The sequence below is a fragment of the Paraburkholderia tropica genome, assembly GCF_900109265.1.
Lineage (GTDB): Bacteria > Pseudomonadota > Gammaproteobacteria > Burkholderiales > Burkholderiaceae > Paraburkholderia > Paraburkholderia tropica.
Genome location: NZ_FNZM01000003.1, coordinates 449,039 through 474,728, shown reverse-complemented (window position 1 = coordinate 474,728; position 25,690 = coordinate 449,039). Strand labels below are relative to the sequence as shown.

Here is a 25,690-nt window from a genome sequence, read left to right as displayed (position 1 = left end):
GTAATTCGCATTGCGAAATAAATATGCACGCCCATACGCGCAGTTCGCGCTATCCGCACGCCGCTGCTTCTCTCACACGCACGGCGGCGCGGACGCGGCTGCGCCACGCCCAGAGAAACCACGCCCATGTTCACCCACGCTACTGTCTTGCCGCCTTGCCCGTCGATCGTTGGAGGCGCCGTATGAGCACCACGTCACTCGACTCGGCCCCCGCGCAGCGCCTGAAACCCGATGCCTACATGACGTTGATCGCCGCCGTTGCCGCCATCGCGGGCGGACTTTACGGCTACGACACCGGCATCATTTCCGGCGCGCTGCCGCTCATCGCGCGTGAGTTCTCGCTCGACTATCGCGCCCAGGAACTCGTCGCCGCGATCATCCTGCTCGGCGCGGTGATCGGCTCGCTCGCCTGCACGCGCCTGTCCGCCTCGCAAGGACGCCGACGCGCCATCATGATGATTTCCGCGCTCTATTCCGTGGGCGTGCTGGCCGCCGCATGCTCGCCGAACGTGACGTGCCTCGCGCTCTCGCGCTTCGTGATCGGCCTCGCCGTGGGCGGCTCGACCCAGGTCGTGCCGACCTATATCGCCGAACTCGCGGAACCCGACAAGCGCGGCCGCCTCGTCACCTATTTCAACTGCGCGATCGGCGTGGGCATTCTGCTCGCCGCGATCGTCGGCGTGGCGGGCGAGCATGTGTTTACATGGCGATGGATGATCGGTGTGGCGCTCGTGCCGTCGTTGTTACTGCTCGCGGGCATGAGCCGTTTGCCGCGCAGTCCGCGCTGGCTCGTCGAGCACGACCGCGTGCGCGATGCGCGCATCGAACTCGCGAAGGTGCGCCACACGCGCGAACAGGTGCGTGAGGAAATCGCCGACATGATGGAAATCGCCCAGCAGCATCACGACGAAGGCGGCGCGCACGGCTGGCGCGCGCTCGCGCAACCGTGGGTGCGTCCCGCGCTGATCGCCGGTCTGGGCGTGGCCGCGTTCACGCAACTCACGGGCATCGAGATGATGATTTACTACACGCCCACTTTCCTGCGCGATGCGGGCTTCGGCGACTCGGCGTCGCTCTGGGCCGCGCTCGGCGTGGCGCTCACCTATCTCACGATGACGCTGCTCGGCAAGTTCAGCATCGACCACCTCGGCCGCCGCGCGCTGAGTCTCGCGACGCTGCCGTTCGCGGCCGCAAGTCTGTTCGTGCTGGGCGCCGTGCTGCATTTCCATCTCGCCGGCCACGCGCAGCAATGGTGGGTGGTCGCCTGCCTGATCGTGTTCATGGTCTTCAACTCGGGCGGCATCCAGGTGATCGGCTGGCTCACGGGCGCCGAAATCTATCCGCTGCCGATACGCGACAAGGCGGCCGGCGCGCACAGCGCGATGCTCTGGGGCTCGAATCTGATCCTCACCGGCACCGCCCTTTCGATGACCAGACTGCTCGGCGTGGGCGGCGCGATGTGGGTCTACGGCAGCCTCAACGTGCTCGCGTGGATCTTTATTTTCTTCGTCATGCCCGAAACGCGCGGACGCAGCCTCGAAGACATCGAGCGCGCGCTGCGCGACGGCAGCTTCACCCCGCGCGCCAGCGCCTGATTTACAAATGGAACGACATCTCATGCAAGCCACACCGAGCGGCCGCCTGCCGCAAGCCCGCTTTCTGATCTGCGATTGCGACGGCGTGCTGATCGATAGCGAAGCCATCGCGGAACGCATCATCGTCGAGCGGCTCGAAGCGTTCTGGCAGCGCGACGATATCGCCGATACCGTGCGTCCTTTGCTCGGCATGCGCACGCGGCCGCTGCTGGAGCGCGTCGCCGACACGCTCGGCCATGTCATTCATGCCGAAACCCTCGCCAGCATCGACACCGCCGTGCGTCGCGGCGCCGTGCTCGCGCCCGTGATCGAGGGCGTCGACACAGCACTCGGCGCGATCGCGCTCGGCAAAGCCTGCGCGAGCAACAGCAACGCCGACTACGTGTCGAGCGCGCTGCAACGCACGGGCCTCATCCGCCACTTCGCCGACCGCGTGTTCACCGCCGATCAGGTCGCGCATCCCAAGCCCGCGCCCGACGTCTATCTCGCCGCCGCGCATCGCGTGGGCGTCGCGCCCGCACATTGCCTCGTGGTCGAAGACAGCGTGACCGGCGCGCGCGCCGCCGTCGCCGCCGGCATGACCGTGCTCGGTTTTGCCGGCGCGAAACATCTGCCCGGCGATCAGATCCGCAAACTGCTCGACGCGGGCGCGAGCCTCGTGTTCGAGCGCATGACGCAGTTGCCGTCGATCGTAGCGTCGATCGTCGACGGTCATTCGCGCGACTCGCAGCACATCGCGCCCCACACGCATCAGGATTACGCATGACACACACCACACATCGCCCGCTCTCGAACGCCACGCTCGCACACTTCGACGCGGACATCGCCGTGCCGGGCTACGACCGCACCGCGCTCGTAGCGGGCATCGCCCATATCGGCGTCGGCAACTTTCATCGCGCCCATCAGGCGCGTTACGTCGACGACTGCCTGCACCTGCCCGACACCGAGCAATGGGGCATTTGCGGCATCGGCCTCGGCAATGGCGCGTCGGCACGCGCGAAAGCCGCGGCGCTGCGCGCCCAGGACGGCCTCTACTCGCTCAGCGAAATCGGCCCGGACGGACGCGAGGACGTCCGCATCGTCGGCGCGCTGATCGACTATCTGCATGCGCCCTCCGACCCGGAAGCGGTGCTCGGCAGGCTCGCCGATCCCGCCATCCGCATCGTCTCGCTCACGATCACCGAAGGCGGCTACAACTTCGACGAAGCGACGGGCGATTTTCGCTTCGACGAAACCGATATCGCGCACGATCTCGCAGGCGGCCCGCCGCGCACGGCGTTCGGCTTCATCGTCGAAGCGCTGCGCCGACGACACGACGCGGGCGTCGATGCCTTCACGGTGATGTCCTGCGATAACCTGCGTCAGAACGGCGACACGGCTCGCCGCGCGGTGCTCGCCTTCGCGGGCGCGCGCGACCCCGAACTCGCGAACTGGATCGCGCAACACGCGACGTTTCCGAACAGCATGGTCGATCGCATTGCGCCGCAAGTCACGCCGTCGATGCAGGCGCGCGCCCACGCACGAACCGGCGACGACGCGCCTGTGATCGCCGAAACGTTTACGCAATGGGTCATCGAAGATCGGTTTAGCTGCGGACGTCCGCCGTTCGAGCGCGTGGGTGTCGAACTCTGCGACGACGTCTCGGAGTGGGAGGCCATGAAAGGCCGCATGCTCAACGCTTCGCACATGCTGCTGGCCTATCCGGCGCTGCTGCTCGGGCATCGGCTCGTGCACGACGGCATGGCCGATCCGGATATCGCCGCGCTGTTGCGCGTTTTCATGACGCGCGACGTCGCGCCGATTCTGCCGTGGCCGCCGGGCGTCGATGGCGGCGCCTACATCGACAACACGATCGAACGCTTCGGCAATGCCGCGCTCGCGGATCAACTAGCGCGCGTGGCGCACGACGGCGCGTCGAAGATTCCGGTGTTTCATCGCAAGACGATTGCGAAACTCGAACGCGACGGCCGCGATATTTCGCGCGCGGCGCTGCTGCTCGCGTGCTTTCAGCAATATCTCGCAGGCACCGACGATCGCGGCGACGCGTTTGCCGTGAATGAAACACGCCTCGACGCGCAAGACTGGGCGCTGCTTGCAAGCGGCGATCCGCTGGCGATGTTGCGCATGTCGCCATTCGTGGGACTCGGCCTCGATCATAGCGAGCGCTTCGTCGCGCGTTTTCTGCAACTGCGCGCGTGGATCGCGGCGCGCGCAACGCGCCAGGCGATTCGCGACGTCGTGCAATCAAGCGGCGAAGGCTGACATTCGCGCGTTAAACGGCGCGAAATCAGGCGCGCGCGCGGACCGGTTCGCGCGCCTGAACCGATCACATGACGCGCACGCCGCAATCGCCGATCAGCATGACCGCCTGATCGACCGAAAGAATCGTGCCTTTCAGATGCTGCAAAACATCCGATAAACGCAGCCCGCTCAAATCGACGGAACGCAGGTCCGCGCCGTCGAAACGCGTATTGAGCAGGCGCACGTTGCCGAGGCTGCCGCCCTCGAAAACAGCGTCGCGAAAGTCGCAATCGGCGAGATCGGCATCGGAGAAATTCAATTGTTCGAGCGTCTGTTTTCTAAACGACAAACCTCGAAGCGTGGCGCCCACGAGCAGCGAATCGTGAAAGCTCAGGCCCAATGCGCGGGTGTCGATGAAACGCGCGCCTGTCAATTTCACTTCGGTAAATACGGTTGAAGCGAGTTTCGCGCCGGTCCAGTCGGTATTGTTCAGATCGCTGCGAATAAAGCGTGCGTCGCCCGCATTCGCATAGCGGAAACTGGCCGCCGCGCCTCGACAGCCAATCCAGCGGGTGCGCGATAAATCGCTGTGCTCGAAGCGGGTTTGCCCGATCGTGCATTGCGCGAATCGCGCCGCGTGGAAATCGATATTGGAAAGATCTTCGCCGTCGAACTGGCAGCGCTCGAAAGTCGGCTCGTCGCCGGACTCACGGAGCGCGCGAGCGAGGTCGTCGCGATCGAAATGCGTGTCGCTGAATACTACGCCGTTGCCGGCCGCCGGATCGTTTGCGTGATTGCGCATCGGTACACATCCCCATTCGTGCGGGGCGCGCAGTCCATACCCTCGCGCGCCCCCTCAACTTGTGAAAGTCAGGTTGACGCCGTGGCATGCATAGAACCCCTCGCGGGGCGCAGGAGATACCAACCTGCCACTCTATTTTCGGCGACACGAATTCTACCGCCCGCGCGATCCGCTTCGCAATGACCCGCGTGCGAATCGTGCGAATCGTGCGGATTGTGTGGATCGTGCGGGCCGGATGTCTAGAACTCCTGGCGAGTCGGCCGGATCACGATTTCGTTGATATCGACGTCGCCCGGCTGTTCGATCGCAAACGCAATCGCGCGCGCCACCGATTCGGCCGGCACCGCCTGCTTGTAGAAGTCGAGCACCGTTTGCTGCGCCGTGCCCGTTGTGCTGAGTTTCAGCTCGCTGTCGACGGCGCCCGGCTCGATCGACGTCACGCGAATATTCTCGCCCACTTCCTGGCGCAGCCCTTCCGAAATCGCACGCACGGCGAATTTGGTGCCCGAATAAACCGTGCCGCCCGGCGCGAAAACCTTGATGCCCGCGACCGAACTGAGATTGATGAAATGGCCGCTTTGCTGTTTCAGAAAACGCGGCAGCGCGGCGGCAATGCCATAGAGCGTGCCTTTGATATTCACGTCGATCATCGCGTCCCATTCGTCCGTATTCACTTCGGCCATCGGACGAATCGGCATCAGCCCCGCATTGTTGATCAGCACGTCGAGACGCCCGAAATCGGCGACGACGGCCGACACCACGCTCTCGACCTGCGCCTTGTCGGTGACGTCGAGCGCGTACGCTTTCGCGCGCCCGCCCGCCGATTCGATTTCCGCGACCAGAGCATCGAGGCGATCCGTGCGCCGCGCGGCGACCGCCACGTGCGCGCCCTGCGCCGCGAGATGACGCGCGGTCACTGCGCCAATGCCGCTGCTTGCGCCGGTAATCAGCACGACCTTGCTTTCAATGTTATTGCTCATCACAGCACCTCTTCGGTGGAAAGACGTTGGGATTCACTGTACGTCGGATAATCGGTAAAGCCTTTTTCCGTGCCGCCGTATAGCGTTGAGGCATCGACTTGATTCAGCGGCCAACCGTTGGCAATACGCGCGGGCAAATCGGGATTCGCAATAAAAGGACGGCCGAACGCAATCAGATCCGCGAGACCGCTTGCGAGCAGACGCGCGCCGCGTTCCGCCGTGTAACGCCCCGCATACAGGATGCGGCCACGGAAGGTCTCGCGCACGGCGCGGCGGAATTCGATCGGCAGATCGGGGGCGTTGTCCCAGTCGGCTTCCGCGATCGAGAGATAGGCCACGTCGAATTCGTCGAGAATCTTGATGGCCTCGATATAGGTCGCATGCGGATCCTCTTCGACAAGGCCGATATACACGCGGTCCTCATCGGTACCTGCAAACAGCGGGGCAAAACGCACGCCGAGGCGGCCCGGACCGACGACCTTCGTCACCGCCTCGACGATCTCCCGCAAAAAGCGTAGACGGTTTTGCAGCGAACCGCCGTATTCGTCGTCACGCTGATTCGAATGCGCCGAAATAAACTGGTTGACGAGATAGCCATTGGCCGCGTGAATCTCGACGCCGTCGAAACCCGCAGCAAGCGCGTTACGCGCGGCCTGTGCATACAGTTCGACGATCTCGCGGACTTCCACCGTGCTCAGCGCACGCGGCACCGGGGGCGCGATCAGCGTGCCGGTGTCGGGACCGGTCGCAATGAACGCTTTCGCTTGCTCCGCCTGGAGCGCCGACGGCGCAATCGGTGCCGAACCGTCCGGCTGCAGCGCGTTGTGCGAAACGCGGCCCACGTGCCAGAGTTGCGCGAACATGATGCCGCCCGCTTCGTGCACGGCATCGGTCACCTTGCGCCAGCCCGCGATTTGCGCCTCGGTATGGATGCCGGGCGTCCACGCATAACCCTGGCCGCGCGGCTCGATCTGCGTACCTTCGCTCACGATCAGACCGGCGCTCGCGCGCTGACGATAGTATTCGGCCATGAGGTCGGTGGCGACGTCGCCGTCGCGCGCGCTGCGCTGACGCGTGAGCGGCGGCAGCACGATGCGGTTCTTCAGTCGATACGGTCCGAGCGTGACGGCGTCGAAAAATTCGGAGTGCTGCATGATGAGTCCTTGAAACGTGTTGCGAGAGGGTGCGGGCTGAATCGCCCGCGCCGCGTGAAAGAGATGTAGTCGCTTGAATCGACGGAGCCCTGTGCCGGGCTCTCGTTGTGATGTGATTAGCGCTTGCCCTTGAGCGCCGGATGCGCGAGCAACTCGAGCGCGGCCGGACCGGACGAGGCCGGATTCTGGCCGGTGATCAGCACGCCGTCGGTCACGACATACACCGCCCAGTCGCCGAGCTTCGAATAGATGCCGCCCTTCGCCTTCAATTCGTCTTCGACGAGGAACGGCACCACCTGGGTCAGGCCTACGGCTTCTTCTTCGGTATTCGTGAAGCCCGTCACCTTGCGGCCTTCCACGAGCGGACGGCCGTCCGGCGCCTTCGCGTGACGCAGCACGCCCGGCGCGTGGCACACCAGCGCAGTCGGCTTGCCGGCGGCGAAGAACGACTGGATCAGCGCGATCGAAACCGGATCTTCGGCCAGATCCCAAAGCGGGCCGTGGCCGCCCGGATAGAAGACCGCGTCGAAGTCCTCGTGCGAGACGCTGTCGAGACGCACGGTCGCCGCAAGCTGCGCCTTCGCCACGGCGTCGGCCTGGAAGCGATGCGTCAGTTCGGTCTGGAACGCCGGCTCGTCGCTCTTGGGGTCGAGCGGCGGCTGACCGCCTTGCGGCGAAGCGAGCACGATCTGCGCGCCCGCGTCCTGGAACGCATAGTACGGCGCGGCCAGTTCTTCGAGCCAGAAGCCCGTCTTGCGTCCGGTGTTGCCCAGTTGATCGTGCGAGGTCAGAACCATCAGGACTTTCATGTTGCTTCTCCGTCGAGCGAGGCAATGCGCCCCATATAGTAGACCGGTCGTCTAGTAACCGGGCCTAAAAAAGGCACTTCAGAGGAAGTGCCTGAAAAACCGTTGTTGCGCCGATCAGACCGGCAGATGCAGCGTGCGTCGCGTGGTTTCGAGCGCGACTTCGAAAGGCTGCAGGTTGCGCACGATCTTGACCATCACGCTGGCGCCGAGCCAAAGCTGATACAGACTTTGCGCGACGACGCGCGGTTCGGCGTCCACCGTGAGCGAGCCTTCCGCGACGCCTGCCTCGATCGCCCGCGCCAACCGCGCGACGACCCCGGCCGTGCCGCGATTGAGCGCCGCCCGCATGGGCTCGGACATATCGGCCACTTCCGCGCCCAGCTTGACCGCGAGGCATTTGCCCTGGCAGTCGAAAAACGACTGCGTTTCGCGCCAGATCTGCCAGTACTGCATGAGCCGCGCAGCCATGGTCATGCCGGGCAGGCTCAGCGTCTTGTCGAGTTCGGCCAGGTAGTCCTCGAAATAATTTTCGAGCAGCGCCACGCCGAACGCGTCCTTCGACGCAAAGTAATAGTAGAACGACCCTTTCGGCACGCCCGCCGCGGCGAGAATCTCGCTCAGGCCCACCGCTGCGAAACCTTTCGCGCCGATGATGCTCTGCCCGATCGCGATGATCTTTTCGCGAACGTCAGCGGTTTCGGGGGTGTTGATCGTTTCCATGGGTCGCACTATGACACGTAGTCGACCGGTCGTCTAGTAGTTTTTTTGGGGGGATTGTCAGGACCGGTTGAGTCCCGATCCGTCACGTACGCCTGTTCGTTGCCTACTCGTCGCCGTATTCGGTGTGCAACCCGGACGTATCGAAGCTCTGATGCGCCGGCACCGAAACGCCCACCACGCGCACATCCTTGGGCGGAATGTGCTGATTGGTTTCGGACGACCAGATCCGCGTGGTGTTGGCGGCCTGCGGCATCGCCGGTTCCATCGACTGTTTGTAGGGCTCGTCGTTGATTCTCGCGGGCGCGTTCTCGCCGCCGCTTTCCGCGCGCCAGTAGGTCGAGCCGGGATCGCCATCGAAGCGGCCGAGGAACGCCTCACGCTTCACGCGCGCTTCGAGTTGCACGCCGACCCGACGGTTGTTCGCGGGCTCGTTCGAATACTTGAGCGCGATGTTCGGATCGTGTGCGTACTTCAGCTTGCCGATCGAATCCGAACTGGGCATGGGTTCATAGGACGCCGCGCCGAGCCGTCCGCCGCCATGGCTCGGGTCGAGACCGTTCGCCTTGATGCCGGCGAGGTTCGAGGCCGGCGTGCCATGCGTGACGTACACATACTTGTCGTCGTAATTCTTGAGCTCGTTGACGAGCGGGAAAAACTGCGTGTCGTTCGTGTCGTTGTGTATCAGATTCGGGTTGCGGCCAGCGGACGCGTTCTGCGCTCCCTGGCTGCCCTGACTCGCGCGAAAACGCGACGGCCCCGCCTCGTTGCCGGACGCATTGCTGTCAACGGAACCCGAACGACTGCGCGACGACAGCGCCGACAACTGCGAGGGCATCTGCGACGTCGATGCGCTGGTGTGATCTGGGCGCGGCGTGTGGGTGTCGTTGCCGGTTTGCTGGATGCCGGACTGCGAAGCGTGGGAAAGTTTGTCGACTTTCATGAACCAATCTCGGGATGCACTGTGCCGACCTTAGCGGCACACGCACCACTCGTCGCAACGACAGGCGAAGTGAGGCGGCGGCATGCGAAGTGTTCATCGGCTTCGCCCTGCGCTGCACACTTCGTTTGGAATAGCTTCTGCTTCTGTGGGCCCGGCGCGGCCATCCCACGTCAGACCGCAGACGCACCACGCGGCAGCGCCCGTGATCGGCGACGAACCTCGGATGGCGAACACTGATACGCCGATTTCGTCGAGCAATCGAAAGCGTGTAGCGGAACACCGTTTTTTAAGGCTTCACCGAAAACGCGGCACACCACCTGCTTCCCGAAGCATGCGTTCCCAACTCTTCAGGAGAATCAGGATGAATGCCATCCAACGCACAGCCGTTGTCGCCGCACTCTTCGCCACGCCGATCGTCGCGCTCGCGCAAACCGCGCCGTCGTCTGATTCGCTCACGCGCGCGCAGGTGCAGCAGGATCAATTGCAGATGCGTCAGGCCGGCTACGACCAGTCGGTCGGCGACCAGGCGTCGTATCCGCGTCAGGTGCAGGCGGCCGAAGCGCGTATCGGCGCGCAGCAGGTCAGCGCCGCCTCGACGGGCGGCTACGGCGGCGTCGCGCCCGGCTCGTCGGCCTGGGGTCCCAACCGCTTGCCGGAGCAGTCGTCCGGCGCGACCGTCCAGCCGGCGCACACCGGCACGACCGGCCTCAAGCCGGTTTACTTCGGCCAGTAAGTCCAGGCGGTCTTGCTCGCATAACGGCGGTCGCGGCACGCTTTCTGCTGTTCGGTGCCAGACACACGACACGCGCGGCGTCGGGCATAGAGTCCGGCGCCGCGCTCCAACCGGACAGCGGAGGCATCATGGACGAGACACGCCGACTGGATGCGCGAGAAGACGCACAATACGCCGCGGAGCGCGCCCTGCAAGCACCCTATGAACGCAACGGCAGATCACGCTCCGCCGTCTCATGGTCCGCTGTGATCGCGGGCGCCGTCGCGATGGCCGCGTTCGCGCTCATCCTGCTCACGCTCGGAACCGGGCTTGGGCTGTCGTCGCTTTCGCCGTGGCCGGGTAGCGGCGCGCATGCGAAAGCGTTTGGCTTCGCCGCCATCGTCTGGATCTGCGTGACGCAAATCATGTCGGCGGGTCTGGGCGGCTATCTCGCGGGTCGCCTGCGGCGCCACTGGCCGGGCATCGGCACCGACGAGACGCACTTCCGCGACACCGCACACGGTTTTCTGGCGTGGGCGCTCGCCACTTTGCTGACCGCCTTCGTGCTCACCTCCGCGCTCTCGGGCATCGCTCGCGAAGGCGCGAGCGCGCTGGCCGCGCATGAAAGCGCGTCGGGCAGCGCGCCGCTCGCGAGCGGTTTGTCCACGCTCGATCGCGGCAATGCGCTCGCCGCGTATCGAAGCTGGCCGATGGGTTATCTGATCGACGGCATGCTGCGCCCCGTCGCGGATGCGCCGGCACCCGCCGCGCAAAATGCGGACACGGCCCTCACGACCGTCGAACAAAAGCAGGAAATCGCGCGCATCTTCCTCAACAGCCTGCCCGCGAACGGCGCGCTCTCCGCCGAGGACAGCGACTACGTCACGCGCATCGTCGCGCAACGCACCGGCCTCTCGCCCGCCGATGCCCGCGCTCGCGTCACGACGACCTGGACGCGCTTGCAGGACAAGACGAACCAGATCGACAACGCCGCGCGCGCAGCCGCCGACACGGCGCGCAAGGCCACCATCCACGTCACGTTGTGGCTGTTCGTTTCGCTGCTGCTGGGCGCGTTCGTTGCCAGTCTGATGGCGACGGTGGGCGCACGCATGCGCGAATGGTGATGCGTGCTTGACGCCTGTTTGAAGGCATCGCAACGATCTTTTCTCTTCCAAACGCCAGGAGACTGACATGCGCTCGATTCTTCTTTATCTGTTCGGTGTGCCGATTCCCATCATCATTCTGATCGCGCTGTTCTGGCATTGACTGCGCGAACACGGGCTACTGGCTGGAGCGCTCCGCATGCGCGGGTTCGGTCGGGTTTTGCGGGTGCCGCGCTGGAAAGCCCGTGCTTTTCGCGAGCCACACCGTCACGAACGTGACGCAGAGCAGGCCCAGCAGCACCGGAAAAAATGCGGCGATACTGAAGCGGTCGAGCAACACGCCGCCAATCATGCCGCCACCCGCGATCGCCGCGTTCCAGACCGTGACGAGCACGGCTTGCGCGGCGTCGGTGGCCTCGCCCGCTGCATGGGCGAGCGCCGTTTGAAACAGCGTCGCCGCGCCGCCGAATGCGAGCCCCCACGCGGCCACGCTCGCATAAACGAGGGTTTGCGCGTGGCCCGCGCGCGCGAGCATCAGCGTAGCGACGGCGAACAGCAGCGTGCTCGCGAGCGTCAGCGTGCGTAAATGACGATCGATCCCTACGCCGACGATCAGGATGCCGAACAACGAAGCGATACCGAACGTCAGCAATACACGATCGATTGAATCGCTCATATCCGCCGTTGCAAGAAATGACGCGATATACGTGTAAAGCAGATTGTGCGCGAGCACGAAGGTCAGCACGACCAGCAACACGGCACGCACGCCCGGCAGGCTGAGCGCGCTGCGCGATGCGGGACGCTGGGTTTGCGTTTTCTCCTGCGTTTTCTCCTGCGTTTTCCCCTGCGTTTGCCCCGCAAAATCCGGCACGATCGCCCGCACCCACACGAGCAGCGCGACGGCGAGCACGCTCATCACACAAAAGGCCGCGCGCCAGCCGGTCCACGTGCCGAGCAACGTCCCCGCGGGCACGCCCAGCGAAAGCGCGAGTGGCGTCCCCGCCATCGCCACGGCAATCGCCGCGCCCTTGCGATGCTCGGGCACCATGCGTGCGGCGTAGCCCGCCAGCAGCGCCCAGATCAACCCGGCAGAAACACCGGCGATAAAACGCGCGACCAGCGTCAGCGCGTAACTGTGCGAAAGCGCCGTAAACGCATTCGTGACGACGAAGCCCGCAATCGCCGTCAGCAGCAGCGGACGGCGTCGCAAACGCTGCGTCAAGGCGACGAGCGGAATCGCCGCCAGCAGCGATCCCGCCGCGTACGCCGTCACGGTCTGACCGACAGCGGACGGCGAAACGCCCAGCCCCTGCGCCATCTGCGCGAGCAAACCGGCAGGCAGCGCTTCGGTCAGGATCGTGACGAACGCCGCGAGCGAAAGCGGCAACAGCTTCGCGAGCGGCAGGCGCGCGTCGATGGCGGGCGTCATCGCGCTACCTCCCCGACGCCGTAGACGGCGTCGCGCAATTCGGTCACGAAGCGGCCCGACATGCCCTCGTAAAGCGTATTCGTGAGCGCGACGACGCTCAGTTGACGCGCCGGATCCACGAACCACGAATGGCCGTACGCGCCGCCCCAGCGCCAGGTGCCGTTCGATTCGGGCGACGCGGCGCGCACGCGGTCGCGCAGCACGGAGAAGCCGAGGCCGAAGCCGTAGCCCGGCGCGTCCGGCGGTTCGCGGCCGCCGGTCTGATCGCGGCCCATCTGCGCCACCGATTCGGCGGGCAGCAGCGCGCCGCCGCCTTCGCGCAGGTTTTCGAGCAGACGCAGCACATCCTCGGCGTTGCCCGCCATGCCCGCGCCGCCCGAGGGGAACGCCGCGCGATCGAACACGCGCGCCGGACTGAAGCGGATGCCGACCGTGCCTTCAAACGGCGCGACGAGATCGCCTTCGCGCAGCAATCGCGGACCGGCATCGTCGCCGGCCATGTTCGCGTCGTTTGAGTCGTTTGCGTCGTGTGTATAGGGCGTCGCGAGTCGCGCGGCATCGTGCACATGGAAGCCCGTTTCCGTCATGCCAAGCGGACCGGTCACGAGATCGCGCACCGCCACGGCGAGCGGCGCGTCCTGCACGCGCTCGATCAGCGCGCCCAGCACGTCGATCGCGAGCGAGTAAGCCCACGCCGTCCCCGGCTCGTAGAGCAAGGGCACGCTCGCGATACGCCGCAGGTTTTCCGCTAGATCGATGCCGGAATCGTCCATGCCGTCCGACACGCCCGCGCGTGCGTACGGGCCATCGTCATCGGCTTCGAGAAAACGGTAGCCGAGCCCCGCCGTATGACTGAGCAGTTGCCGCGCCGTGATGCGCGCCGCGCGCCCATCGGCCAGACGCGGACGGAAAGCCGGCAGCCAGCGTTCGATGCCCGCGTCGAGGTCGAGCCGCCCTTGCGCGGCCAGCACCATCGCCGCCGTCGACACGATCGGCTTGCTGACCGACGCCAGCCGGAACAGCGTATCCACGCGCATCGGCCGCGCGCTTTCGCGATCGGCCAGCCCGGCGGCCTCGCGGTGAATCAGCTCGCCGCCCTGCGCGACAAGCACGACCGCGCCCACCAGCCGCCGCTCGTCCAGCGCGCGCCGGACTACCTCGTGAACACGCGCGGACAGCGACGCGAAAGCGTCGTCCAGGCGCGGAGCAAAAGCGGAAATCGTCATCGGTTCGACCTCGTCGAAAGAACATACCTTCACGATAGTGATCCGACGATTGAAGAAAAAGTGGGGTAGAGTTCCGCGTTATGCGGACGTGGATGTCCGCAATGGAGAGATCGAGTGGAAAGCCTCAACGGCTTCATGGTGTTCGTGCAGGTCGCCGAAACCCGCAGTTTCGTGGCGGCCGGACGCGTGCTGGGCGTCTCGGCGTCGGCGGTCGGCAAGAGCATCGCGCGGCTCGAAGACAAGCTCGGCGCGCGGCTCTTTCATCGCAGCACGCGCAGCATCACGCTGACATCGGAAGGCGCGCGTTTTCTCGAAAGCAGCCGCCGCATTCTGGCCGAAATCGAAGCGGCGCAGCTGGAGATTTCGCAGGCGAGCGCCGCGCCGCGCGGCCGCTTGCGCGTGAGCCTGCCGCTCGTCAGCGCGCTGATGCTGCCGGTGCTCAGCGACTTCATGCAGGCGTATCCGCAGATCGAACTCGACCTCGATTTCACCGACCGCGTCGTCGATGTGATCGACGAAGGTTTCGACGCCGTGGTGCGGATCGGCGAGCCCGGCGATTCGCGGCTCGTCGCGCGCAAGCTCGGCACGTTTCGCTGGCGCGTGGTGGGTTCGCCCGCGTATTTCGAACGGCGCGGCACGCCGAAAACACCCGCCGATCTGCTCGATCACACCTGCCTGCACTACCGCTATCCGAGCACGGGACGGCTCGAAACCTGGGTGCTGCGTCGCGCCAAAGGCGAGCCGGAACTCGCGCTGCCGGTTTCGATGATCTGCAATAACATCGAAACGCGCGTGTGCTTCGCGCTCGAAGGGCGCGGCATTGCCTACCTGCCCGACTTCTCGATCAGGGAACCGCTCGCGGACGGGCGCCTGCGCGCGGTGCTCTCGTCGCATCTGGAACGGCCTGGCGTCGTGCACGTGCTGTGGCCCGCCAGCAAACATCCGTCACCGAAGGTGCGCGCGCTGGTCGATTTCCTGAGCGCGCATGTGTTTCCGTCGACCCGCAAAACCGCGTCTCGCTGACGCTGCACCGCCCTCGTCCCTGCATGTCCGCTCACGCATCGAACAACGCGTGGCGCCGATACAACTGCGCTTAAGCGCACGCGTTTTTTCTCTGTGCAATCCTGTGTCGCGCGCCTGAAACGCTCGAAACGCTCAAGGCGATCGAGCCTGGCAGCGCATCAGCAACGGCTCGTGCGCACACCGCTCGCGATCCACACCGACCAGGGACCTCCATGAACGTGACGCCCGCCGGCGCCACACCCACGCGCCTGCGCGACCGCCTGCGCGACGAATGGCCCGCCTATTGGCAGGACGACGCGCCGCGCCTGCTGCACATCGCCAAGGTGGGCCTCGCGGTCGTGATCGCGATGGGGCTGTGCATGCGCCTCGAACTGCGCTCGCCCGCCACGGCGATGCTGTCCTGCGTGATCGTGATGATGCATCAGCAAAGCGGCATCGTGATCGCGCGCGGCTTTTATCGCGGACTCGGCATGGTGGCCGGCAGTCTCGCGGGCCTCGTGCTGATCGCGTTGTTCGCACAGCAGCCGCTGCCGTTCTTTATCGCGCTCGCCGCGTGGATCGGGCTGTGCGCGTTCGGCTCGGCGTACTTCCGCAACTTCCAGTCGTACGGGCTCGTGCTCGCCGGTTTCGCCACCGCGATCACCGCGATGCCGGCGCTTTCGAATCCGTATGGCGTGTTCGACAACGTGATCTATACGATCAGCGAAGTCGTGATCGGCGTGCTGAGCGCGAGCGTGGTGAGCACGGTCGTGCTGCCGCGCAAGGTCGCGCCCGCGCTCTACGCGGCGGGCCGCGCGAGCTTCACGCATCTGCTGGGCACGCTGCGCGCGACGCTCGCGCGCGAGGCCGCGCCGACGCAAGCCCGTGCACAAACCGGCGCTCAAACCGACACGCAAACCAGCACACTTCTGGGCCTGATCGGCGAGCGGGCCAATGTGGAATTGCTGCGCACCGGCGCGCTATTCGAAGATCCGTCGATGCGGCTGCTGCATTCCGTTTTTCTCGATCTCGACCGCAGCTTTCTCGACACCGTCATGTGGCTCCACGCGTTGCAGCGCGTGAAGGCACACGCGGCCGCCGATGCGCATCCGCGCGCCCAGGCCGCCATCGCCACCCTGACCGACGCCGCGCTCGCGCTGCTGCCCGACACGGCCACGCCGCCCGGCATCGCCGACGACGTCGCTGCCGCGCTGCTGCCGCAACTCGACGCCTTCGAAGCGGCGCTGCCCGCGCGCATCGCCGCGCAGCTTCACGCGCTCGACGACCTGCCGCTCGCGCAACGCCGGATCGTCGAGAGCACCGGAGCGGCGCTGCTGTTCATGAGCGCCGATCTGCGTCTGCTGTGCCGCAGTTATCTCGATGCGCGCCAGGCCGACCGCCAGCCCTGGACCGTGTCCGTATTGCAGGCGATCACCCGCATCGCGCGTCAACGCGCGGTCGGCAACCGCACGGCGGCGCTGGTCGCCGGTGCGCGCGCGGTGGTCGCGGTGCTGCTGGTCGGCGCCGTGTGGATCGCCTCGGGCTGGACCGGCGGATCGACGGCGATCGTCGCGGTGGCGATCACGAGCACGCTGTTCGCGCTCGTGCCGGACCCGCCCACGGCCGCGTGGCAGATCTTCACGGGCTGCCTTGCGGGCTGGCTCGCGGGCTTCGCATTCAGCTTCTTCGTGCTGCCGTCGCTCGGCACGTTCGCGCTGCTCGCGGCGGTCGTCGCGATCCTCGTGATGATCGGCGGCTACGTGAACACGTTTCCGAAAACGGCCGTGCTCGGGCTCGGCTTCAACATCTACTTCTGCTTTATCGTCGGCATTGCCAATCCGGCGGTCTATAACCCGAGCGCCTACCTCGACACCGGTTTCGCGCTGCTCTGCGGCATCGCCGCGGCCGCCGTGGCCTTCTCCGTGCTCGCGCCGCGCGCGGGCGAATGGATCGCGCGCCGCTATCTCGCGGAAGTGTGCGCGCTGGTCGCGAGCGATGCGCGCGACGGCGATCTCGACGACGACCTGCTCTACGCCTTCGAGCGCAAGCTGCGCGACTGCATCCTGCAGATCGCGGGCGCGCCCGCCGATCCGTGCGTCGATCGCGCGCGCATGATTGCGTGGGCGTTCGCGGTGCTCGAAGCAGGCCGCGCGATGATCCTGATGCGGCTCGACACGCAGCAGATCGCGCCCACGCTGCCGCCTGCGTGGCCCGATCATCAAACGGCGTGGCTCACCGCGCTCGCCGATCTGTTCGATACGCCCACACCCGAACGCGCCGACCGCGCGCTGGCCGCCGCGCGCGCCGCGCTCGACGCGCTGCCGCCTGGCATCGAGCCCGCCGCCGACGCACCCGCCGGTCCCGACTCCCTCGTTCGCTGCCGCATGCACGCCCTGCTCCAGTTCACCGAACTCGCCCTGCGCGACGACCCGCTCGCGATCCGCACGGAGCGTGCAGCATGAGCGCGTACGTTCTTCGTCGACCGCAGCGAGCGCAGTGGGTTCGCATGTTGCCCGTGGTGGCCGCCATCGCAACCGCCTGCCTGCTGAGCGGCTGCATCGACAGCGGCGGCATCCACCGGCAAGCGTCGATGCTCGACGCCGCGTCGCTCGATCCAGGCGCGGCCTTGCGCGCGACGCAAGCCGACGCGCAATGGCCGCGCGGCGACTGGTGGCGACAATGGCACGACGCGCAGCTCGACCGCGTGGTCGCCGACGCCACGGCGGGCAATCCCGACCTCCAGGCCTTCGCGGCGCGCGTGGACGCCGCGCGCTTCCAGACCGAAATAGCGGGCGCGAGCGCGTTGCCGCAAGCGAGCGTCGACGGCGAATTCGAGCGCCGCCGCTACGCGCGCTACACCACGCCCGCGCCGCCCGGCGGCACGACGGTCTGGAGCAACAGCGTCGGCGCGACGCTCACTTACGACCTCGATCTGTGGGGCAAGCAGCGCGCGATCCGCACGGGCGCACTCGACAGCCTGCATGCGAGCGCCGCCGACGCGCGTTTCGCCGAAGTCGAATTGCAGACCGGCGTGGTGCGCGCCTACGTGCAACTCTCGCTCGATTACGCGCTCGCCGACGCCTACGCCGCGATCCAGCAGCAGCAGCGGCGCACCTTCGACATCGCCACGCAGCGCTGGCACGCGGGCATCGGCAGCCGTCTCGAAGCCGCTCAGGCGCAGACGCAGCTCTCGACCAGCGCGACGCGACTGCAACGCGCCCAGCAGCAGATCGCGCTCGATCGCCTCGCGATTGCCGCGCTCGCGGGCCAGGGCCCCGGTTACGGCGACGCGCTCGCGCGACCGACGCTCGCGCTGAGCGTGCCGCTCGCGCTGCCGCTCGCCTTGCCCGCGGAACTCGTCGGCCATCGCGCGGACGTGGTCGCGGCGCGCTGGCGCGTGCTCGCGGCGGAGCAAGGTATCGACGCCGCGCATGCCGACTTCTATCCCGACATCGACCTGCTCGCGACCGCCTCGCTCGGCTCGGCGGCGACCTTCGGCGGCTTCTTCAACTTCATCAACAGCGACGGCGTCGGGCATGGCGTGGGCGCGGCGATCTCGCTGCCGATCTTCGACGGTGGACGCCGACGCGGCCAGTACGGCGTGGCCGTTTCCTCGCGCGATGCCGCCGTGGACGCCTATAACCGCACGGTCGTCGACGCGATGCGCGACGTCGCCGTGCAGGCCGTTTCGCTGCGCGCGCTCGAGGCCCAGCAGGCCAGCACCGAAGCAACGCTCGACGCCGCGCGCACCGCCTGGCGGCTCGCCGACGAAGGCTATCGCGGCGGCATCAGCGAATTCCTCAACGTGCTGGCCGCGCAGAACGCGCAGTTGCTGCAGGAGCAGAACCTCGCGCAAGTGCAGGCGCAGCGGCTCGACGCCTGGGCGCAACTGATGCGCGCGCTCGGCGGCGGCTACGGCGCCGAATCGCCGGTAGCCGATGCGACATCCACGACATCCGCGAAACAGGGAGCGCCCGATGCCACGCGAAATTGAATGGTTTTCGCTGCTCGTGCCGGGTCTGCTGCCGATCCTCGCGGGCTGCGTGCTGCTGTTCGTGATCGTCGATCTCGCGTGCGCGCGCATCGGCGTCTATCGCCATGTCTGGCATCCGGGGCTCTTTCGCGTCGCGCTGTTCGCCGCGCTGTTCAGCGGCGTCGCGCTCCTGTTGCGGCAATGACCGCACGCATGAAAACGCCCCCCATCACCCCCATCCCATGACGACTTCCCGATGACAACGCGAACCCTCCTGCGCGCCGCCACCACCCTCGTGCTGCTGGCCGTGTCCATCGCGCTCGTGCGTGCGCTCTGGCTCGACTACATGGACTCGCCCTGGACGCGCGACGGCCGCGTGCGCGCCCAGGTCGTGCGCATCTCGACCGACGTGTCGGGCCTCGTCAGCGACGTGCGCGTGCGCGACAACCAGTACGTGCACAAGGGCGACGTGCTGTACGTGCTCGATCCGGCGCGCTTCCAGTACGCGATCGCGCAGGCCGACGCGGACCTCCTGCGCGCCCAGGCGCAACTCGCCGAAACGAAAGCGCGCATGACGGCGGCGCAAACCGAACTCGCGATGAAGCGCGCCCAGGCCGCGCGCCGCGCGCGTCTGGCCGGCGACGCGATCTCCGAGGAAAGCCGCACCGACGCCGACTCGCTCGCGCGTCAATCCGAAGCGACGTACGCAGGCGCGGTCGCGGCGTTCGCCTCGGCGCAGGCGCTGGTGAAAGCGGCGGAAGTCGCGCAGCGCACCGCCACGCTCAATCTCGCGCGCAGCGAAGCGCACGCACCCGCCGACGGCTACATCACCAATCTCGATCTCTATCCGGGCGACTTCGCGAGCGCGGGCGTCGCGCGCATGGCGCTCGTCGACGCGCATTCGTTCTGGGTCTACGGCTACTTCGAAGAGACAAAGCTGCCCGCCGTGCGCGTGGGCGATCGCGCGCGCGTGCGGCTGCTCTCGGGCGGCGAGCCGATCGAAGGCCATGTGGAGAGCCTCGCCAGCGGTATCGCCGATCGCGACAATCCGACCAGCAGCGGCGACCTGCTCGCCGACGTCAATCCGATCTTCACGTGGGTGCGGCTCGCGCAACGCGTGCCGGTGCGCATACACCTCGACCGCGTGCCCGCCGGCATCAAGCTCGCGATGGGCATGACCTGCACGGTGAGCCTCACGCCTTCCGCGCGCCCGTGATGGCCTGAAACATCGCGCGCGCCGGCGCTTAAGCGCATCGCGCGCAAAACCGCTTTATCCTTTCATCGTCCATTCAATTCGCCGACGCGCACCGGTACGCGCGGCGGCCCCGCAAGGAAACCCGATGATCGCGATTTCGCTTCCCTCCCGCGCCCGCGCGCCGCTCGTCGAGGCCGCGCGCGCATGAGCAACGTCGAGCTTTTTCATTACCTGCTGCTGTTGATCTGCGGCGCGGGCGCGCTCACCTGGCTCGCCGAACGCCTGACGATACCGCCCGCCGTCGTGCTGCTGTTCGGCGGCTGCGTGGTCGCGGTGGCAGGCAAGCGCGTGCCGGACATGGACCCCGACCTGCTGCTCGCGGCCGTGCTGCCGCCGCTGCTGATGTCGAGTTCGTTCTACACGGCGTGGAAGGAGTTTCGCGGCGAGCTGGGCACGATCGTCTCGCTCGTGCTCGGCGCGGTGACGTTCACGACCGTCGCGGTCGCCTTCGCCGTGCATGCGTTCAATCCCGCCTTGCCGTGGGCCGCGTGCTTCACGCTCGGCGCGATCGTCTCGCCGCCCGACGCGGTCGCCGCGAAAGCGATCCTGCAACGCAATCCGCTGCCCGCGCGCCTCGTCGCCGTGCTCGAAGGCGAGAGCCTCGTCAACGACGCCTCGGGCCTGCTGATCTACCAGATCGCGGTGTCGGCGGCGCTGGCCGCGACCACGATCACCGTCGCGCAGGGCGCGGGCCTGTTCTTCACGCTGATCCTGCTCGGCATCGCGGTCGGTCTCGTCTGCGGCCAGGCGATGTGCTGGGTGCTCGCGCGCCTCGTCGATCCGATGCTCGGCATCGTGCTGAGCTTCGCGATGGCGTGGGCGAGCTATGGCGTCGCCGAAGCCGTCGGCGGCTCGGGCGTGCTTTCGGTCGTCACCTGCGGACTCGTGCTCGGCATCCGCCAGCATCGCGTGTTCAGCGCCGACATGCGCATCAAGGCCAAGGCGACGTGGGAAGCGATCGTGTTCATGCTCGACGCGCTCGTGTTCGTGCTGATCGGCCTCGCGCTGCACGGCATTCTCGCGCGCGTGAATCACGAAAGCGCGGTCGTGATCGAAGGCCTGCGCGTGGCGCTGCCCGCAACCGCCGCCGCTATCGTCGCGCGGCTCGTGTGGGTGTTCGTTGCGATCTGGCTGCCGGGACGCTTGCGCGCATCCGGTGCAAACCACGCGCAAAACGCGAACGGCGCGGGCAACGTCAACCGCCGCGCCTGGTCCTTCGCCGAAGCCGCCGTGATGGGCTGGGCGGGCATGCGCGGCGTGGTCAGCCTCGCCGCGGCGCTGGCCTTGCCCGGCAATTTCCCGGGGCGCGACGTGATCGTGTTCAGCACCTTCCTGCTGATCATCGCCACGCTGGTCGTGCAAGGCGGCAGTCTCGCGCTGCTGATCCGTCTGCTGAAGCTGCGTCCGCCCGCGCGCCACACGATGTCCGAGCACGAAACGCGCGCGCGCACGTTCGGCGCGTCGCTCAAGGCGCTCGACGCAATCGGCCAGCGCGCCGACGCCATCGAGCCCGCGATGCTCGAACGCCTGCAGGCGGAGTACCGCGTGCGCGTCAGCGCGAACGAGAACGCGCACACCGCGGGCGAGGAGCGCATCGCGCATCGCGAGCGCTTCCTGCGCGTCGAACTCGAACTCGTGGGCGTGTCGCGCCAGACGCTGCTGGGCCTGCATCGCGCGGGCAAGGTCGACGACGCCGTGCTCCATCGCATCGAATCCGAACTCGATCTCGAAGAGTTGCGCCTGTTGCGCCTGCTGGAGCCGTGACGGATCGCACGACGATCCACGTCGGGCGCGCCATACGTTGCGTGACACGCAACGCCACGTTCCGCTTTGTGCCGATTCTCCGCGCGGCGCGCGCCGCGTAAAGTCTCGTCAACGGTTTCGCGACGGCGCGAAGCCGGGCACACCACTCACGCAAAGGGATCGTCATGTCCAGCCAGCTGTTCTCCCCCGTCGATATCGGCCCGGTTCGCCTGCGCAACCGCATCGCCATCGCGCCGATGTGCCAGTACAGCGCCGCGCACGGCCAGGCGAACAACTGGCACCTCATGAACCTCATGCAGTTCGGCATCGCCGACGCCGGCCTCGTCATGCTCGAAGCCACCGCCATCGAACCGCGCGCACGCATCACGCACGGCTGCCTCGGTCTCTACGACGACGACACCGAAGCCGCGCTGCGCCGTGTGATCGACGCGGCGCGCGCGGTCGCGCCGCAAGGCACGCGCTGGGGCATTCAACTCGGTCACGCCGGACGCAAGGCGTCGGCGCAGCGTCCGTGGGAAGGCCGCGGCGCGCTCGGCGCAAACGAAAATCCCTGGGATACCGAAGCACCGTCGGCGATGCCTTTCGCCGATGGCTGGCACACGCCGCGCGCCATGCAGGCCGACGATCTCGCCCGCGTGCGCGATCGTTTCGTCGAAGCGGCGCGGCGCGCCGTGCGCCTCGGTTTCGATGTCGTCGAAATTCACGCGGCGCACGGTTATCTGCTGCATCAGTTTCTTTCGCCGCTCGCGAACCGGCGCGACGACGCGTATGGCGGCAGCCTGGAAAACCGCATGCGCTTTCCGCTGGAGATTGCGGAAGCCGTCAAGGCGGCCCTGCCCGCGCACATCGCGCTCGGCTTTCGCATCACCGGCACGGACTGGCTGCCCGGCGGCATCACGGTCGAGGAAGCGGCGGCGTTCGCCACCGAATTGAAGGCGCGCGACGTGAACTACGTGTGCGTGACCACGGGCGGCGTGGCGCATGCGTCGATCAAGGCCGTGCCCGGTTATCAGGTCGCGCTCGCGGAGCACGTGAAGAAAGCCAGCGGCATCGTCACGCGCGCGGTCGGCATGATCGTCGAACCCGAGCACGCGGAAGCCATCATTGCGGACGGCCAGGCCGATCTCGTCGCGATCGGACGCGCGTTTCTCGACGACCCGCGCTGGGCCTGGCACGCGGCCGAGCGCCTCGGCGCGGTCGACGCGATTCAGTATCCGCCACAGTACGAACGCGCGGGCGCGCCGCACTGGCGCGGCGCGGCGTTGCTGCGCCCGCATGAAGCGGCGGCCGTGGCTTGACGCGACGGCCATCGCACGCCGCTCATTCCAGCGGCCCCGTCGACTCGCGCCTGAGCAGTTGAATCGGCAGCACGTCGCGCGTGGGCGCGCCCATGCCGCCCGCGCGAATGCGCTCGACGATGCGCCGCGCCGCCGTGCGCGCCATCGCTTCGACCGGCTGCCGGATCGACGTCAGGCCGACGAGCGGCGAACCCGCCATCGGCATGTCGTCGAAACCGATGATCGACAGTTGCTCCGGCACCGCGATGCCGCTGCGGCTTGCCGCTTCGAGCACGCCCAGCGCGATCGTGTCGTTGCCCGCGACGATCGCCGTCACCGGCTCGGCCTCGCCCAGCAGCGCCATCGTGCTCGAATAGCCCGCCTCGGTCGTGTAGTCGCCCCACACGATCGACAGCGCGTCCGCCTCCACGCCCGCGCCCTTGAGCCATTCGAGCGCGCCGCGCGCGCGGTCGCGGCTCGTGGACGTGTTCTTCGGCCCCATCACCAGACCGATGCGCCGATGCCCGAGCTGATACAGATGCTCGGCCGCGACCGCGCCCGCATGCACGTTGTCGATCTCGACGGTATCGACCGCCACGTCGTCCACCGAACGCACCACCAGCACGAGCGGAATGCCGCGCCGCTGCATTTCGGCGACGACGGGCGAATCGAGCGTTGCCGTCGCGAACACGAGGCCGTCGAGATATCCGTCGATCAACGGGCGGAACGCGAGCAGGTTTCCGGCGTCGTTCATCGGGTCGATCATCAGCGTGATCTGGTAGCCGAACTCCTGCAACGCGTCGTGCAGATGCGTGAGCAGCACGGTCATGAAGCGGTTGTGCAGCGCGCCGACCACCACGCCGATCAGCCGCGTCTCCGACTTGCGCGCGCGCCGCCCCTGCGTGGGAATGCGATAGCCGAGTTCGGCGGCGACGGCCTGCACGGCCTCGCGCGTCTGCGTGCTGATGGCGGGATGACCGGCGAGCGAGCGCGACACCGTCGACACCGACACGCCGAGCCGCGCGGCCACGTCGTCGAGCTTGACCTTCGCGGTTTTCGGCCTGCCGCTTTTGTTTGCATTTTTTTGCATGAGTTCGTCCTGAATCTTGCGGTCATGACAGCCTTGCATAAGGCTATCGCAGCGGACATCCCAGGGTAAGTCGGGACTATTTGCACTGCATTTGCATAAAGGCTTGCGCTAAATTTGCGTCCAATCGTAACGCAAAGCCGACGCAAAGAGCAGTGCAACGGCGGCGCGAACGGGTCCCCGCTCTCTCAGGAACAACCATGGCAATCCACTACTTGAAGCACGGCCGCACCGCCGAAGAATCGTCGCAAGACGCCGCCAAGGTCCGCGACACGGTCACGGGCATCCTCGCCGACGTCACCGCGCGCGGCGACGAAGCCGTGCGCGAGCTGTCCGCGAAATTCGACAACTGGTCGCCCGAGCGCTTCCGCCTGTCCGGCGACGAGATCGCCGCCGCCGTGCGTTCGCTCTCGCAAGGCCAGCTCGACGACATCAAGTTCGCTCAGGCGCAGGTGCGCAACTTCGCGCAGGCGCAGCGCGAATCGATCCGCGATATCGAAGTCGAAACACTGCCGGGCGTGGTGCTCGGCCACAAGAACATGCCGGTCGACAGCGTCGCGTGCTACGTGCCGGGCGGCAAGTTTCCGCTCGTCGCGTCGGCGCATATGGGCGTGGTGACGGCCAAGGTCGCGGGCGTGCCGCGCATCATCACGGCATCGCCGCCCGTGCAGGGCCGCCCGAATCCGGCCGTGGTCGCGGCCATGCATCTCGGCGGCGCGGACGAGATCTACACCTTCGGCGGCGTGCAGGCGATTGCCGCGATGGCGCTCGGCACGCAGAGCATCGATCCGGTCTCGATGGTCGTCGGTCCGGGCAATGCGTTCGTCGCCGAAGCGAAGCGCCAGTTGTTCGGCCGTATCGGCATCGACCTGATCGCCGGGCCGTCCGAAACCCTCGTGATCGCCGACGACAGCGTGGACGCCGAACTCTGCGCGACCGACCTGCTCGGCCAGGCCGAACACGGTTTCAACACGCCCGCGATCCTGCTGACGAACTCGATGCAGCTCGCGCAGGACACCATCGCCGAAGTCGAACGCATTCTCAAGATTCTGCCGACGGCCAACACGGCGGGCGTGTCGTGGCGCGATTACGGCGCGGTGATCGTCGCGGACAGCTACGAGGAAATGGTGCAGGAAGCCGACCGCATCGCCTCGGAACACGTGCAGGTGATGACGCGCGATCCGGACTACTTCCTCAACAACATGAAGAACTACGGCGCGCTGTTCCTCGGCGCGCGCACCAACGTCGCGTTCGGCGACAAGGTGATCGGCACGAATCACACGCTGCCGACGGGCAAGGCCGCGCGTTACACGGGCGGGCTGTGGGTCGGCAAGTTCATCAAGACCTGCACGTATCAGAAGGTGCTCACCGACGAGGCCAGCGCGCTGATCGGCTCGTACTGCTCGCGTCTGTGCGCGATCGAAGGGATGATCGCGCACGGCGAACAGGCGAACATTCGCGTGCGCCGTTACGGCCAGCAGGATGTGCCTTACGGCTCGGCTGTGCCGGCATAACACCGCGACGCATCGAAGCGTCGCAGCATCGCAGCGTTCGGCGGCGGGGCTTGCGCCTCGCCTTCAGGAGACCGCCGGTTTCATCGGCGCGGCCGCTGCGCCGCGCC

Annotated in this window: 22 protein-coding genes; 13 read left to right on the top strand and 9 right to left on the bottom strand. The window is 66.8% G+C overall.

All coding sequences use genetic code 11. The annotated features are described in order from the left end of the window. Positions 1 to 182: 182 nt before the first annotated feature. The 3 genes from BMY06_RS06630 to BMY06_RS06620 are packed head-to-tail and all read left to right on the top strand — an operon-like array spanning position 183 to position 3,857. A complete protein-coding gene (locus BMY06_RS06630; protein ID WP_074982140.1) occupies positions 183 to 1,595 on the top strand; it encodes a sugar porter family MFS transporter in 1,413 nt (470 codons plus the stop codon). A 22-nt stretch (positions 1,596 to 1,617) separates the two neighbouring features. Then, complete coding sequence (locus BMY06_RS06625; protein WP_074982139.1) at positions 1,618 to 2,361, top strand: HAD family hydrolase; 744 nt, start codon at positions 1,618 to 1,620, stop codon at positions 2,359 to 2,361. After that, positions 2,358 to 3,857, top strand: coding sequence for a mannitol dehydrogenase family protein (locus BMY06_RS06620; protein WP_074982137.1), 1,500 nt, complete (start codon positions 2,358 to 2,360; stop codon positions 3,855 to 3,857). The genes BMY06_RS06625 and BMY06_RS06620 overlap by 4 nt, the downstream gene beginning before the upstream one ends. Before the next feature lie 64 nt (positions 3,858 to 3,921). Here BMY06_RS06620 and BMY06_RS06615 read toward each other — a convergent pair whose 3' ends face one another. From BMY06_RS06615 to BMY06_RS06590, 6 genes are all read right to left on the bottom strand, one after another. After that, positions 3,922 to 4,638, bottom strand: a complete 717-nt coding sequence (locus BMY06_RS06615; RefSeq protein ID WP_065060739.1) for a pentapeptide repeat-containing protein — start codon at positions 4,636 to 4,638, stop codon at positions 3,922 to 3,924. A 239-nt stretch (positions 4,639 to 4,877) separates the two neighbouring features. Continuing rightward, a complete protein-coding gene (locus tag BMY06_RS06610; RefSeq protein WP_065060740.1) occupies positions 4,878 to 5,618 on the bottom strand; it encodes an SDR family oxidoreductase in 741 nt (246 codons plus the stop codon). Then, the gene (locus tag BMY06_RS06605; protein ID WP_074982136.1) at positions 5,618 to 6,772 is read right to left on the bottom strand and encodes an alkene reductase; all 1,155 of its coding nucleotides are present in this window, start codon (positions 6,770 to 6,772) and stop codon (positions 5,618 to 5,620) included. Before BMY06_RS06605 ends, BMY06_RS06610 begins: the two co-directional genes overlap by 1 nt. Before the next feature lie 116 nt (positions 6,773 to 6,888). After that, the gene (locus tag BMY06_RS06600; RefSeq protein WP_065060742.1) at positions 6,889 to 7,581 is read right to left on the bottom strand and encodes a type 1 glutamine amidotransferase domain-containing protein; all 693 of its coding nucleotides are present in this window, start codon (positions 7,579 to 7,581) and stop codon (positions 6,889 to 6,891) included. 114 nt (positions 7,582 to 7,695) lie between these two features. Continuing rightward, complete coding sequence (locus tag BMY06_RS06595; protein WP_373681605.1) at positions 7,696 to 8,292, bottom strand: TetR/AcrR family transcriptional regulator; 597 nt, start codon at positions 8,290 to 8,292, stop codon at positions 7,696 to 7,698. A gap of 112 nt (positions 8,293 to 8,404) precedes the next feature. Next, positions 8,405 to 9,241, bottom strand: coding sequence for a poly(ADP-ribose) polymerase family protein (locus BMY06_RS06590; protein ID WP_074982132.1), 837 nt, complete (start codon positions 9,239 to 9,241; stop codon positions 8,405 to 8,407). A gap of 361 nt (positions 9,242 to 9,602) precedes the next feature. Between BMY06_RS06590 and BMY06_RS38505 the strand changes: the two genes are divergently transcribed. Both BMY06_RS38505 and BMY06_RS06580 read left to right on the top strand, forming a co-directional pair. Next, positions 9,603 to 9,974 (top strand): DUF4148 domain-containing protein, encoded by a 372-nt coding sequence (locus tag BMY06_RS38505; protein ID WP_074982130.1) that lies wholly within the window; start codon positions 9,603 to 9,605, stop codon positions 9,972 to 9,974. Between the two features lie 266 nt (positions 9,975 to 10,240). Further along, the gene (locus BMY06_RS06580) at positions 10,241 to 11,077 is read left to right on the top strand and encodes a hypothetical protein (protein WP_143064409.1); all 837 of its coding nucleotides are present in this window, start codon (positions 10,241 to 10,243) and stop codon (positions 11,075 to 11,077) included. 157 nt (positions 11,078 to 11,234) lie between these two features. Here BMY06_RS06580 and BMY06_RS06575 read toward each other — a convergent pair whose 3' ends face one another. Then, positions 11,235 to 12,485 (bottom strand): MFS transporter, encoded by a 1,251-nt coding sequence (locus BMY06_RS06575; protein WP_074982129.1) that lies wholly within the window; start codon positions 12,483 to 12,485, stop codon positions 11,235 to 11,237. Continuing rightward, on the bottom strand, positions 12,482 to 13,711 hold the full coding sequence (locus BMY06_RS06570; protein ID WP_074982127.1) for a serine hydrolase domain-containing protein: 1,230 nt from the start codon (positions 13,709 to 13,711) through the stop codon (positions 12,482 to 12,484). Before BMY06_RS06570 ends, BMY06_RS06575 begins: the two co-directional genes overlap by 4 nt. A 114-nt stretch (positions 13,712 to 13,825) precedes the next feature. On the opposite strand from BMY06_RS06570, the gene BMY06_RS06565 reads away from it, so the two are divergent. The 7 genes from BMY06_RS06565 (at position 13,826) to BMY06_RS06535 (ending at position 23,003) form a co-directional block, all read left to right on the top strand. Beyond that, positions 13,826 to 14,734, top strand: coding sequence for a LysR family transcriptional regulator (locus BMY06_RS06565; RefSeq protein WP_074982126.1), 909 nt, complete (start codon positions 13,826 to 13,828; stop codon positions 14,732 to 14,734). A gap of 212 nt (positions 14,735 to 14,946) precedes the next feature. Beyond that, positions 14,947 to 17,175, top strand: a complete 2,229-nt coding sequence (locus tag BMY06_RS06560; protein ID WP_074982124.1) for an FUSC family protein — start codon at positions 14,947 to 14,949, stop codon at positions 17,173 to 17,175. Further along, positions 17,172 to 18,707, top strand: a complete 1,536-nt coding sequence (locus BMY06_RS06555; protein WP_074982123.1) for an efflux transporter outer membrane subunit — start codon at positions 17,172 to 17,174, stop codon at positions 18,705 to 18,707. Before BMY06_RS06560 ends, BMY06_RS06555 begins: the two co-directional genes overlap by 4 nt. Then, a complete protein-coding gene (locus BMY06_RS06550; RefSeq protein ID WP_065060751.1) occupies positions 18,691 to 18,891 on the top strand; it encodes a DUF1656 domain-containing protein in 201 nt (66 codons plus the stop codon). The genes BMY06_RS06555 and BMY06_RS06550 overlap by 17 nt, the downstream gene beginning before the upstream one ends. A gap of 51 nt (positions 18,892 to 18,942) precedes the next feature. Further along, entirely contained in the window at positions 18,943 to 19,902 is a 960-nt protein-coding gene (locus BMY06_RS06545; RefSeq protein ID WP_074982121.1) for an HlyD family secretion protein, read from the top strand. 183 nt (positions 19,903 to 20,085) lie between these two features. Then, the gene (locus tag BMY06_RS06540) at positions 20,086 to 21,705 is read left to right on the top strand and encodes a cation:proton antiporter (RefSeq protein ID WP_074982120.1); all 1,620 of its coding nucleotides are present in this window, start codon (positions 20,086 to 20,088) and stop codon (positions 21,703 to 21,705) included. 164 nt (positions 21,706 to 21,869) lie between these two features. Beyond that, positions 21,870 to 23,003: an NADH:flavin oxidoreductase/NADH oxidase gene (locus tag BMY06_RS06535; RefSeq protein ID WP_074982118.1), complete on the top strand. Its 1,134-nt coding sequence runs from the start codon at positions 21,870 to 21,872 to the stop codon at positions 23,001 to 23,003. Positions 23,004 to 23,025: 22 nt separating this feature from the next. On the opposite strand, the gene BMY06_RS06530 is transcribed toward BMY06_RS06535, so the two are convergent. After that, positions 23,026 to 24,072, bottom strand: coding sequence for a LacI family DNA-binding transcriptional regulator (locus tag BMY06_RS06530; RefSeq protein WP_065060755.1), 1,047 nt, complete (start codon positions 24,070 to 24,072; stop codon positions 23,026 to 23,028). 197 nt (positions 24,073 to 24,269) lie between these two features. On the opposite strand from BMY06_RS06530, the gene hisD reads away from it, so the two are divergent. Next, positions 24,270 to 25,583: a histidinol dehydrogenase gene (gene hisD / locus BMY06_RS06525; protein ID WP_074982117.1), complete on the top strand. Its 1,314-nt coding sequence runs from the start codon at positions 24,270 to 24,272 to the stop codon at positions 25,581 to 25,583. The last annotated feature ends 107 nt before the right edge of the window (positions 25,584 to 25,690 follow it).